The organism is Paraliobacillus zengyii (assembly GCF_003268595.1).
Classification (GTDB): Bacteria; Bacillota; Bacilli; order Bacillales; family Amphibacillaceae; genus Paraliobacillus_A; species Paraliobacillus_A zengyii.
Genome location: NZ_CP029797.1, coordinates 1,466,177 through 1,478,702, shown reverse-complemented (window position 1 = coordinate 1,478,702; position 12,526 = coordinate 1,466,177). Strand labels below are relative to the sequence as shown.

The window sequence follows — 12,526 nt, the reverse complement described above, 5'->3', positions numbered from 1 at the left end:
CGACACTATGCGTTAAATAGAAAGGTTGGATATTCGTGACTTTCAAAAAAAGTTCTTATTGGATGTTTTTAATTCCTTGTTTATTAGCAATTACACTTGTCATAATCATCCCGTTTATTCAAGGTATCTACTACTCTTTCACAGAATATAACGGTTTTCAAGTTGCTGCCTTTATTGGATTAGACAACTATACAAGATTAATAAGCGATGGACAATTCTGGGATAGTATGCTATTTACAGCAGGGTTTTCAATAGCATCTGTAATTGGTATTAACGCACTAGGACTTGGTTTTGCATTATTAGTTACACAAAAGTTCAGCAAAATCACTAGTACCTTATTCAGAACTATTTACTTTATGCCAAATCTAATAGGTGGCATCATTTTAGGTTTTATCTGGCAGTTTATCTTTTTAAAAGCTTTTGCGAGTATAGGAGAAATTACAGGAATTGATGCCTTTAATGGATGGTTATCAGATACAAATACCGGCTTTTGGGGTTTAGTTATCTTATTTGTATGGCAAATGAGTGGCTATATAATGGTTATTTATATATCGTTTTTGAATAATGTGCCAGAAGAATTATTAGAAGCTTCCACGATTGATGGTGCGAATGCTTGGCAGAAATTTTGGAAGATTAAATTTCCTTTAGTTGCACCAGCATTCACAATTAGTATGTTCTTGACACTTTCAAATGCCTTTAAAGTGTATGATCAAAATATGGCACTAACTGCTGGTGGGCCTTTTAGCTCGACCGAAATGGCGACAATGAACATTTATAATACAGCTTTTAAAATTCAGGAAATGGGTTATGCCCAAGCTAAAGCTGTTATCTTTTTGGTGATTATTACAATAATATCTGTCTTACAAATTTATATTACACGTAAAAGAGAGGTCGATTTGTAATGAAACAGCAGAAGCTATCTGTATATATCTATTTATTTCTAGGCTTTATAACTTCAGTAATTTGGATTTATCCGTTTTATTTAGTGATCGTCAACTCCTTTAAAACAAAAGGAGAAATCTTCACGAATACGTTAGGACTACCTAATGACGGAACTGTAGCCAATTATCCTGAAGCTTTTATACAACTCGATTTCGTAAGAAGCTTTTTAAACTCTGTTTTTATAACAGGTTTTAGTATATTGTTAATTGTTATTTTCTCTTCTATGGCAGCATATGCACTATCTAGAAGGAAAACGAAAACGAGTACACTTATTTACTTTTTGTTTGCAATCTTGATGTTGGTCCCATTCCAAGCAATTATGATTCCCTTAGTATCCATTTTTGGTTCTTTCGATATGTTAAATCGTTTTGGAATTTCCATTATGTACTTAGGGCTAGGGTCTAGTTTAGCTGTTTTCCTCTTCTTTGGGGCTCTAAGGGGTATTCCAACCTCTCTTGATGAAGCAGCTATTATTGATGGATGTAATAGATTTCAAGTATATCGCTATATCATCCTCCCCATGTTACGTCCAACAACGGTAACGGTTATCGTACTAAATGCAATTTGGTTTTGGAATGATTATCTCTTACCATCCATAGTAATAAATAAAGAAGGAATGTATACGATTCCTTTGAAAACTTTTTATTTCTTTGGTGAGTATTCAACACAATGGCATTTAGCATTAGCTGCGTTAGTGTTAGCGATTATTCCAATAATTATCTTATATATGTTCTTACAAAAGTACATTATTAAAGGTATAGCTGATGGTGCTGTTAAATAAAGTTGTCAAGGTTTGTTGAATCACGAAAAGGATCTATCCAGAGTTGGATAGATCCTTTTTACTTTTTACTTTAATTGATACACTCTCGCTTCGTAAGGTTGTAATGATAAGGTTGTAGTATTGCTTTCCTGAACCTTATAATTACTAAGCAATAATGACCGTTCTTTATTTTTAAATTCATCTGGTAACGTGATCGTTGTTTCACTTTCAAATAAATTCACTGTAATCAATACGGTATTATCATCGTGTGTTCTTGTGTATGCATACACGTAGTCATGTTCTTCTCCTATTAAATCATAGCTACCATATAGTAACGTCTCACTAGATCGTCGTAGTGTGATCAATTTCTTGTAATAATGATAGATGGAGTTCGGATCTTCTAAGTTTTGTTCGACATTTATGTCAGCATAATTCGGGTTAACTTTGAGCCATGGTTTGCCTGTTGTAAAACCAGCATTATTCGCGCTTGACCATTGCATCGGTGTCCGCGAATTATCACGACCACTCTTCCAAATCACTTCCATTACTTTCTGATGCGATTTCCCTTCTTTTCGTTCTTTTTTATAGAGATTTTTTATTGCGATATCGTTATACTCATCAATTGAATCAAATTGAACATTTGTCATGCCTATTTCTTGTCCTTGATAGATAAATGGCGTGCCTTGCATGAGGAAATATAAGGTTGCCAAAGCCTTTGCTGAAGTTTGACGCAAATTAGTATCATTTCCCCATGTGGAGACTGATCTTGGCTGATCATGGTTTTCTAGAAATAGCGCATTCCATCCAACTCCATCAAGACCAGTTTGCCATTTGGTTAGTGTTTCTTTAAATGCATGAATATCTAGTCCATTCGATGAACCTTTTCCCCATAAATCTAAATGTTCAAATTGAAAAATCATATTAAAGTAACCTTTAGTTTCTCCAACCCACTGATCAGCGTCTTCTACTTTCACACCATTCGCTTCGCCGACAGTCATAATGTCATAATGATGGAGTGTCTTTTCTGCAAATTCACTAAGAAATGTATCAATACCTGGTCGATTCATATGTCCTTTAAATGATGGTACATATGTTAACTTATTCGGGTTAGGCATATCAGGATACCCTTCTGTTTTTTTTATGTGGGAGATGGCATCGACTCTAAAACCGTCTATACCTTTATCCAACCACCAATTTACCATCTTGTATAATTCATCTCTTACCGCTTTATTCTCCCAATTTAAATCTGGCTGTTTTCTAGAGAATACATGCATAAAATATTCATTTGTTTTTTCATCATACTCCCAGGCAGATCCATTAAAAATCGACTCCCAATTATTTGGTTCTTTCCCGTTTTCACCTTTTTTCCATATATAATAATCACGATAGGCATTATTTTTAGAAGAACGCGATTCAATAAACCATGGATGTTCATCAGATGTATGGTTTATCACTAAGTCCATAATGATTTTCATCCCTCGTTTATGTGTCTCTTCTAGTAATTGATCAAAATCTTCCATTGTCCCAAACTCATCCATAATATCCTGATAATCACTTATGTCGTAACCATTATCATCATTTGGTGATTGGTAAATTGGACTCATCCAGATTACATCAATACCAAGATTTTTTAAATAATCAAGCTTTTGAATGGCACCTTGGATATCTCCAATCCCATCACCATTTGAATCCATAAAGCTTCTTGGATAAATCTGATAGGCTACTGCTTCTTTCCACCACTTCTTATTCATGATCGTCCCCCTCTAATCCTTTATCTTAAGTTGTACACTCGTGCTTCGTAGGCTTTTAAAGTAATGTTCTCTATTGGATCTTTTTCACTTACATCATAGTTTGCTAGTAATATATTTTTCTCATTAAATGATATGTGCTTTGGAAGATGAAAGCTTACGGACTCACTAGAAAAATTACAGATAACAAGTAACGTGTCTTCCTTCCATTTTCTTGTATAGGCATAGATTTGTTCATCATCATCGAGTAATAATTCATATTTGCCATGGACAATAACTGGATGTTTTTTTCGTAATGCTATTAATTGTTGGTAATAATAAAAAATAGAATTCGAATCTGATTGTGCTTTATCCGCATTAATAAATGGATAGTTTGGATTAAGCGGAATCCATGGTTTCCCTTCGGTGAATCCAGCATTTAACGCATTCGACCATTGCATTGGCGTCCGTGCATTATCACGACTACGTGCATGAATTGCTTGAATCATTTCTTGTTCACTTAATAGATCTTTCTTTGTGTAATCTAGATAGGCATTTATTGTTTCAATATCACGGTATGAATCAATTGTTTCGAACGCAACATTCGTCATTCCAATCTCTTCCCCTTGATATATATAGGGTGTACCTTTTAGCATATGCAAACAGGTTGCCAACATTTTACCTGAGACCTCACGATACTCCTCAGAGTCATTCGCAAATCTCGAAATAGCTCGTGGTTGATCATGATTACTCCAATATAAACTGTTCCAACCATCTCTTTCTAAACCTTCTTGCCATCGCGAAAAGATTGTTTTCAATTCAGTTAGTTGCCATGGTTGTGGCGTCCATTTACCAAACTTCCCACTTCCTATATCTACGTGTTCAAAATGAAAAACCATATTTAGTTCATTTCGATTCTCACCAGTATACAAACGTGCTTGTTCAGCATTAACGCCAGGCATCTCACCTACCGTAATCGTGTCATATTTACTTAATACTTGTTGATTCATTTCTTGTAAAAATTCATGAATCCGAGGCCCATTCAAATAGTATGGTGAGCCATCACTATAACCAGTCTCTACCATTTCTCCTTCTGGGTACTGTTGATCTTTAGAGATCATATTTATAACGTCCATTCGGAACCCATCTACACCACGATCCAACCAGTAGGTCATTACGCTATACACTTCATGACGGACATCTTTGTTTTCCCAATTTAAATCTGGTTGTTTTTTACTAAATAGATGAAGATAGTATGCATTCGATTTCTCATCATATTGCCACACACTGCCTCCGAATGCTGCACCCCAATTTGTTGGTGGCATTCCATCCTTCTTAGCCGGTTTCCAAATATAATAATCACGGAAAGCGCTGTCTTTTGATGAACGTGAAGAGGCAAACCATTCGTGTTCATCCGATGTATGATTAACAACGAGATCCATCATGATTTTTATAGAGCGTTTGTGAGCTTCCGTTACCATTTCATCAAAATCTTCCAGTGTACCGAATTCATCCATGATGGCACGATAATCACTAATATCGTAACCATTATCATCATTTGGTGATTGATATACCGGAGATAACCAAATCACCTCAATGCCTAGTTTTGCAAGATAATCAAGTTTCTCTGTAATACCTTTTAAATCACCAATACCATCTTTATTACTGTCGTTAAAACTTCTTGGGTAAATTTGATAAACTACTGCTTCTTTCCACCATTGTTTAGGCATCTAACCCCTCCAAAATTTTATTATTGGGAATGATTTTCACAAAATTAATTACCTTATTTCTCTCTATATTATTTACTCAAATTCATATATAGACGGTAAAATGCTGAGAAGGTAATAAAAGCGATCAAACTACCAGTAAAGAATAGAAATAAAAAAAGTAAGCCATTAATACTTACATATAAAATAATTACACTGGTAACTAGTACCGCAAGAAAAAGAATTGGACTGCCTAATGTGAGTAAAAAGGAATTTTTAAACACTGCTTTTAACGCAATGTCATAGTGCACAAGTACTGCGAAAAAGATAAGTGTATAGACATATAAAACAATCCCAAATAAGATAAATGTGAAAAATAAAATAACATTTGTCTGCTGGAAGAAATAAAAGTCAACAATTAGGACCGTCCAAATCAACGTTAATACTAAACCACTAATCAAACTGTTTTTATAATTTGTCTGATAATACTTCCAATAGCTACTAATAAGAGATTTTTGTTCTTGTTCCATAATCCAATCTCTTACCATTGCAAACATCGCTGTTGTTGCTGGAAAGAAAAGAAATGGCGCGAGGATTATGATTGGTATATAAAAGAAGTACGGAAAGGCTCCTTCTGTATAGATTGCACTTACTAGTAACAAAACAATTGGCAAATTAAAGGCTAGCCATAATAGATTTACGACCGAAAATCGCATAATCCATTCCGTTATTCTGAAAAGTCCGCTCATCATTGTATTCATAAGTCTCTACTCCTTTAATCACCTACATCATGACACTTTTATGCAAATCATAAGCAAACGTTTGCTTTATCTATTAAAAAAAATTGCCTTTATTTTAAATAGGTGCAGTGGAATCTCTTATCTCTATCTTAGTTGGTATAATGACACTTTTTGCATAGGTTGACCGTTCTTTAATCTCCTCAATTAGACAACGCGCCGCTTCATAGCCAAGTTGAAAAACATTCGTATCAATTGATGTTAAACTAGGGTTCGATAATTGTGCAACCATCGTATTATTAAAGCTAATCAAACTAATGTCTTCTGGAACATGGACATGCTTTTTTCTTAATACAGACATAATATGCAACGAAGTTAAATCATCTGTTCCTATAATAGCGGTTGGCCGATCTGGCAATGCTAACAATTCAGTAACAATTCTTTCTATGCAATCCGAACTTGGCGCTTCTTTAACGTATGATTCATTCAGCTTGAGTGCATGTAATTGCATTGTTTCTTGGTAACCTCTTAATCTTGAAATGGAAACTTCGAATTCATTATCTCCACCAATAAAGGCTATTTTTTCATGTCCTAATTTTATAAGGTGTTCTGTCGCATCTTTTGCTGCTAGAACATTATCATTATTGACGTACATGATTTCGTTTGTGTGTACAACTGGCTTACCAACTACTACAAAGGGAATTCCACATTTTAATAAATAGGGTACTACCTTATCATTCTCTTTCGAATAAGTAACCACCATGCCATCTACACGTTTCCCTTGCACCATCTTCTCTACATCATGTAAAATCGCTTCTTCGGTATCACCGGTAGTTATACTAATACTAAAGTCTTGCTTGTTCGCATAAGAACTAATACCTTGTAACACTACTGGAAAGAATGGATCATGCAAGGACTCAATCGTTGAGTTTTTCATCACAATTCCAATGTTTTGTGTAGACTGTTGTACTAAAACACGCGCGTTTAAATTAATATAGTAACCCATTTCCTCCATTACTTTGCGTACTTTTCGCTTTGTTTTTTCACTAATATTAGGACTATCTGAAATAACACGTGAAACCGTTGAAGTTGCCACATTCGCCTCTTTAGCTACATCTTTTATTGTAACTGCCATCTCTTCACCTACTTACTACTAAATTCAATTAGTTAATACTGTTATTTTACAGCACCCTCTGCTACTCCTGCAATGATTTGTTTCTGTGCGAAGAAATAACCAATAACTACTGGAATAATAGCAATCGTTAAACCAGCTAAGGCTAAATGCCATTGTTTTGTATACTGACCAAAGAAATAGAACATTTTCAATGGGATCGTCGCATTACTCTCACTTAACACAAGAGATGGTAAGAGATAGTCATTCCAGATCCATATGACATTTAAAATACCAACTGTCATCGAGATTGGTTTTAATAACGGAAAGATAATATAACGAAATGTTTGGAATTTATTTGCACCATCGATAATCGCTGCCTCATCTAGTGAGCGTGAAATTCCAGTCATTGCACCATGGTATAAGAAAATAGATAAACTAGAACCAAAACCCAAGTACATGAAAACGAGTCCAAAGCGATTTAGCAATTCAACCTTCCCAAATAGTGCAACCAATGGAATCATTACAGATTGGAACGGGATTAACATCGCACCAACAAAAAGAAGCAAAATCAGTCCACTTAGTTTACTTTTATTTCGCGCTAAAGCATAACCTGCCATAGAAGAGAAAAACACAATAATGGCAATACTTACACCTGTCACAATTAACGAATTCATTAAGGAGTTAATAAAGTCTAAATCAACAAACGCCTCAACAAAGTTGGTTGTTTCTAGACCTTCTGGTAAACCTAAAACATCAGTAAAGATTTCTCTTTTTGATTTAAATGCATTAACAAGCATTAAATAAAACGGGGAAAGCCAGATTAAACCAAGTAATACTGCTACTATTTCTCCAAGATATTTTTTTCTCTTATGCTTCATTACATGTCAACCTCCCGTTTCTTGTTGTAATACACTTGTGTTAATGAAATTACCGCTACAATAATGAAGAATACGACTGCTTTAGCCTGTCCATAAGCCATTTCATTAGCTCCAAATGCTGTCCGAACAATATTCATCGCTACCATTTGCGTTGATTCGAATGGTCCACCATTTGTTAATGATAAGTTTTGATCATACATTTTAAATGATGTTGATAGTGTCAAGAACATACTAACTGTAAAAGCTGGAGCAACTAATGGAAACGTAATACTTCTGAAACGTTGGAAACTATTTGCACCATCTATCTTAGAGGATTCGATTAATTCATTTGGAATGTTTTGTAAATAAGCAATGTAAATAATCATAATATAACCAGACATTTGCCATACAGTTAAAATAACTAAGCCCCAAAAACCGGTAGCAGTTGTCGCTAGCCAACCTTGTAAACTTTCAACTCCTAATAATTGTCCGACATCATCAAATACACTAACGAAAATAAACTGCCAGATAAAACCTAGTATTAAACCACCAATTAAGTTAGGCATAAAAAAGATTGTTCGTAAAAAATTAGCAGACTTTAGTTTTCGTGTTACAAGTAATGCTAAGCTTAAACCAAAAAAATTAAGTAAAAATACCGTTACAACCGAAAACTTTATCGTGAACCAAATCGAGTTTAAAAAACCTTTATCTTGAAATAGATTAATGTAATGTTCTAATCCAACAAATTTATCAGCTGTTAAACCATTCCAATTCGTAAAGGAGTATATCGTACCATAAATCAATGGAACAATTACCACTAAACCTAACCCTAATAAAACAGGTGTTAAAAATAACCAAAAAGCTAGATCACGATTTCGCATGTTGATCCCCTCCGTTTGTATGAAAATATCAAGCGATGTATATACATCGCTTGATTCTATATGTTAGTTACCTATCTCTTTTCTTCCCATTTAGCAATCGAATCTTCTACTACTTCTTCCCATGTCATGTCATCAGCTAAATAACGTTGCATGTTTGATCCCATTACGTCTGTACCCCATGGATTACTTGGATATCCGCCGAAGATCCATCCAATTGTATTACCTGCTTCAGAATACGTATAGACGTCTTTTGAAAGTGGATCTGAGATCATCTCTGTATCATAACCTTCATAAGCTGGAATGAATTTAAAGTCTTCTAATACTGCTCTCTTTCCTTCTTCAGATGTATACATCCAATCTAAGAAATCCTTAGATGCTTGAATTTCCGCTTCTGAACCTTCATTATTAACTGCCCAGTTATTTGGTACGCCAACTGGAAGGCGTCCCTCTAATCCCTCAACTGGAATTGGTAACATACCAATGTTTTGCGCTAACTCTTCATCCATTTGTTGGACAGATGGGTAAACCCAGTTACCTTGTTGAATCATCGCTACACGTTCAAGCGAAAAGTTCTCTTCGACTTGTTGTGAATAATCTAGACTTAAAACAGGTCCAACAGAATATTCAGCTTGTAAATCAAGGAAACGCTTCATTTCATCTCCTCTTTCAAATGTTACTGTTTCAGCATTAAACGCTTCCATAATATCATTATTAAATTCAGGTGCTAAAAACGCATTTGCTAAATGATCACCCATAACCCATGCTTCTTTACCAGGTAATGCAAACACACCTTCTATGCCTAGTTCTTCTTTCATACCATCGATTGTTTTGACAGCCTCTTCTAAATCTTCAAAAGTGAGTATCTCCTCTGCATTAACACCTGCTTCTTCAAAAATTCGTTTATTATAAACTAAACCATAGCCTTCTTGATTAAATGGTAAGCCAAGAATTTGATCACCATCTGTAACTGCCGTCAGTGTACCCTCAAGAGCGGCCTGAGCTGCTGCTGTATCAGAAAGGTCTGTTAAGTATTCTTTATAATCGATTACATCCTGTGGACCAGTAACATTAAAAATATCTGGTGCATCACCCGAAGAAAATGCTGACTTTAGCACTGGCGCATAATCAGTTCCCCCACCTACAGTTTCAACTGTAATTGAAACATTTGGGTTTTCTTCTTCATACTTAGCGACTAAATCTTCGAATTGATCTTTAAACTCTACTTTCCCTTGGAATATCTCAATACTTACTTTATCTCCTTCTGCTGTTTCCGTGTCACCAGAACTACTATCTTCGGACCCGCAAGCAGCTAGCAAAATACTTAATACGAAAGCTAGAGATAAAAACAGAAATTTTTTGTTCTTCATTGTAAATCTCCCCTTTATTATTTATTAAAGAAAGCGTTTTACAAATTAATGTAGAATTTTGTGATTCCCTTGCATTAATTGCTTTGTTATTCAATTTAAGCAATCGTTTGCATTAACTTGTATAAACAAACAATACCATAGGCCTTTTTATAAAGCAATAACTTTTTAAAAAAATTTAAACGCTTACATTAATAATTAATTGGCTTTTTTTATCCTATTATTTCATAACGAACTTGTGGGGAACTGGCTCACGTATCACAATGCTTCCTCCTTTAACTTTAATATATATGGATTTTAAAGCAAACGTATGCACAATTTATTGATCCAGACATTAATTCATCTCTAAATGACTATTGAATCCAATCAAGCTTTCAATAGTAAAACCTGATTTCTCACCAAAAATTGAAATCAGGTTTTACTATTTTATATTGGTCTATTTTATTGGATAACGTCTCAAACAGTTACTTAGTCAAAATTAATTCATAATGATAAAATTCCGTATCACGTATGTAACCATTTTTTTCATATAACCTTTGAGCCGAATAATTATCTGGCGCTGTACTCAGGCTTATACTTTTAGCACCTGTTTCACTGACAAACTCTTTCGCCCTTTGCAAAAGCATTTCTCCTATACCTTGCTTTCTTGCTTCTCCATCTACAAACAAATCATTTAAAATCCACGCTCTAGCCATAGATATGGAAGAAAATGTCGGATATAGTTGTGTGAATCCTAGATATTTTTGTTTAGCTTTCACAATAAATATAACAGAATCCTTGGTTTCTAAACGTTTTTTAATGTAAGACTTAGCACCTTCTATATCTGATTTTTGTTGATAAAATACACGATAATCATTAAATAAATTTGCTACTCCTTCTAAATCTTCACTCGTGGCTTGATAGATCTCCATATTCAAATTCCTCCCTGATAATCTTTTGGTGAATTAATATTAACATAAATATCCAACGATAGTGGTTTAAAATCATGATTACATTTTACGAACGCTGCTTCATGTGACTATATATAATTATTAAGCGACGTTTGATTGATCACATAACGTTACGGGTATATAAATATTATACTTATAAATGAAAGAAGGTTTTCCGGATGCAAACTACTACCTTAGATTTTATTGGCATTGGTATCGGCCCCTATAATCTTGGATTAGCAGCACTCATAGATGAACAGTCAGAATTAGATGCGCTATTTTTCGATCAAACGCCTGAATTTCACTGGCATCCTGGGATGCTAATCGATGGGACAGACTTACAAGTTTCGTTTCTTGCCGATCTTGTAACATTCGCTAATCCCAAAAGCCAATACACATTTTTAAATTACTTGCACGCGCAAAATAGGCTTTATCCCTTTTACTTTTTTCAGAAATTCACTATACCAAGGCAAGAATATGATTCCTATGGACGCTGGGTAGCTGAGCAATTACCAAATTGTTACTTTCACTCTGAAGTGATTGATGTGATAGATCATCATACATATTACATTGTTAAAGTGAAGCATTGGAATGAGGACAAAGTGAAATGTTATCAAGCAAAACATGTCGTGTTGGGAACAGGAAGTAAGCCACTTGTTCTAGAGGGTACGGAAAACTTATCTTCAGCAGATGTCTATCATACGAATAATTATTTAGACTACAAATCAGAAACCCAACTTGCAAAATCAATTACGATTATCGGTTCAGGTCAAAGCGCTGCAGAGGTTTTTTATGATTTGCTTCATGAACAGAAATTCCATCACTATCATCTCTCATGGATCACTCGATCTGCTGGTTTGTTTCAATTAGATGCATCGAAAATTGGACAAGAAGTATTCACGCCCGATTATGTAGATTATTTTCATGCCCTATCTTATAAAGAACGAATGAAGGCATTGGATGAACTGAGTCAACTACGGAAGGGTATTGATCAGTCTACTTTACATAAGATTTATGAACTGCTTTATCATCAATCGGTCGGAGGCAATAACCCAAACGTCACCATTCAGCCACTTACAGAAATAAAGCGTATCACAGCAAAAGATAAAAACTATCAATTGTTGTGTCATCAATGGCAAGAGGATAAACAATCCACTTATACAAGTAATAAAATCATACTAGCTACTGGGTACAAACCCAATATACCTGTTTGGTTCTTTGAACGTTTTAAAGATAAAATTGTTTGGGAAGATGATAAACATTATCAAGTAACAAGAGATTATCAACTTGTTTTTAAACAGGAGCAACCAGCTCGCTTCTTCACAGTAACAAATTTAGAACATTCACATGGTACCGGAGCGACAAATCTAGGATTAGCGGTAGACCGTAATATTCAAATCATAAATACCATTGCGGGCCGAGAAGTTTATCCACATGTACGTAAAAATACATTCACTCAATTCTAAACTGGAGCAATAATAATGGTTAAACTCTAGTGGGAAACATGCA

At 34.7% G+C, this 12,526-nt stretch carries 11 protein-coding genes; 3 read left to right on the top strand and 8 right to left on the bottom strand.

Annotated features, from left to right (window positions below; genetic code table 11):
• Nucleotides 1–35: 35 nt before the first annotated feature.
• Entirely contained in the window at nt 36–902 is an 867-nt protein-coding gene (locus DM447_RS07530) for a carbohydrate ABC transporter permease (RefSeq protein WP_369974622.1), read from the top strand.
• Nucleotides 902–1,723: a carbohydrate ABC transporter permease gene (locus DM447_RS07525; RefSeq protein ID WP_112180629.1), complete on the top strand. Its 822-nt coding sequence runs from the start codon at nt 902–904 to the stop codon at nt 1,721–1,723. The genes DM447_RS07530 and DM447_RS07525 overlap by 1 nt, the downstream gene beginning before the upstream one ends.
• Nucleotides 1,724–1,788: 65 nt before the next feature.
• Here DM447_RS07525 and DM447_RS07520 read toward each other — a convergent pair whose 3' ends face one another.
• From DM447_RS07520 to DM447_RS07485, 8 genes are all read right to left on the bottom strand, one after another.
• On the bottom strand, nt 1,789–3,453 hold the full coding sequence (locus tag DM447_RS07520) for a glycoside hydrolase family 13 protein (RefSeq protein ID WP_112180628.1): 1,665 nt from the start codon (nt 3,451–3,453) through the stop codon (nt 1,789–1,791).
• Nucleotides 3,454–3,473: 20 nt separating this feature from the next.
• Nucleotides 3,474–5,159, bottom strand: coding sequence for a glycoside hydrolase family 13 protein (locus DM447_RS07515; protein WP_112180627.1), 1,686 nt, complete (start codon nt 5,157–5,159; stop codon nt 3,474–3,476).
• 68 nt (nt 5,160–5,227) lie between these two features.
• Nucleotides 5,228–5,896 carry a YesL family protein gene (locus DM447_RS07510; protein ID WP_112180626.1) on the bottom strand — a complete coding sequence of 223 codons (669 nt, stop codon included), beginning with the start codon at nt 5,894–5,896 and terminating at the stop codon, nt 5,228–5,230.
• Between the two features lie 94 nt (nt 5,897–5,990).
• Nucleotides 5,991–7,007 (bottom strand): LacI family DNA-binding transcriptional regulator, encoded by a 1,017-nt coding sequence (locus DM447_RS07505; RefSeq protein WP_112180625.1) that lies wholly within the window; start codon nt 7,005–7,007, stop codon nt 5,991–5,993.
• 41 nt (nt 7,008–7,048) lie between these two features.
• Complete coding sequence (locus DM447_RS07500) at nt 7,049–7,864, bottom strand: carbohydrate ABC transporter permease (RefSeq protein ID WP_112180624.1); 816 nt, start codon at nt 7,862–7,864, stop codon at nt 7,049–7,051.
• Nucleotides 7,864–8,724 (bottom strand): carbohydrate ABC transporter permease, encoded by an 861-nt coding sequence (locus tag DM447_RS07495; RefSeq protein WP_112180623.1) that lies wholly within the window; start codon nt 8,722–8,724, stop codon nt 7,864–7,866. Before DM447_RS07495 ends, DM447_RS07500 begins: the two co-directional genes overlap by 1 nt.
• Nucleotides 8,725–8,795: 71 nt before the next feature.
• Nucleotides 8,796–10,091: an ABC transporter substrate-binding protein gene (locus tag DM447_RS07490; protein WP_112180622.1), complete on the bottom strand. Its 1,296-nt coding sequence runs from the start codon at nt 10,089–10,091 to the stop codon at nt 8,796–8,798.
• A gap of 461 nt (nt 10,092–10,552) precedes the next feature.
• Entirely contained in the window at nt 10,553–10,999 is a 447-nt protein-coding gene (locus tag DM447_RS07485) for a GNAT family N-acetyltransferase (RefSeq protein WP_112180621.1), read from the bottom strand.
• A gap of 197 nt (nt 11,000–11,196) precedes the next feature.
• Between DM447_RS07485 and DM447_RS07480 the strand changes: the two genes are divergently transcribed.
• The gene (locus DM447_RS07480) at nt 11,197–12,483 is read left to right on the top strand and encodes a lysine N(6)-hydroxylase/L-ornithine N(5)-oxygenase family protein (RefSeq protein ID WP_112180620.1); all 1,287 of its coding nucleotides are present in this window, start codon (nt 11,197–11,199) and stop codon (nt 12,481–12,483) included.
• The last annotated feature ends 43 nt before the right edge of the window (nt 12,484–12,526 follow it).

Coding starts and splice junctions, on each gene's coding strand:
- DM447_RS07515 (WP_112180627.1), bottom strand. CDS start 5,159: ATGCCTAAACAATGGTGGAAAGAAGCAGTAGTTTATCAAATTTACCCA.
- DM447_RS07525 (WP_112180629.1), top strand. CDS start 902: ATGAAACAGCAGAAGCTATCTGTATATATCTATTTATTTCTAGGCTTT.
- DM447_RS07510 (WP_112180626.1), bottom strand. CDS start 5,896: ATGAATACAATGATGAGCGGACTTTTCAGAATAACGGAATGGATTATG.
- DM447_RS07485 (WP_112180621.1), bottom strand. CDS start 10,999: ATGGAGATCTATCAAGCCACGAGTGAAGATTTAGAAGGAGTAGCAAAT.
- DM447_RS07480 (WP_112180620.1), top strand. CDS start 11,197: ATGCAAACTACTACCTTAGATTTTATTGGCATTGGTATCGGCCCCTAT.
- DM447_RS07490 (WP_112180622.1), bottom strand. CDS start 10,091: ATGAAGAACAAAAAATTTCTGTTTTTATCTCTAGCTTTCGTATTAAGT.
- DM447_RS07520 (WP_112180628.1), bottom strand. CDS start 3,453: ATGAATAAGAAGTGGTGGAAAGAAGCAGTAGCCTATCAGATTTATCCA.
- DM447_RS07500 (WP_112180624.1), bottom strand. CDS start 7,864: ATGAAGCATAAGAGAAAAAAATATCTTGGAGAAATAGTAGCAGTATTA.
- DM447_RS07495 (WP_112180623.1), bottom strand. CDS start 8,724: ATGCGAAATCGTGATCTAGCTTTTTGGTTATTTTTAACACCTGTTTTA.
- DM447_RS07505 (WP_112180625.1), bottom strand. CDS start 7,007: ATGGCAGTTACAATAAAAGATGTAGCTAAAGAGGCGAATGTGGCAACT.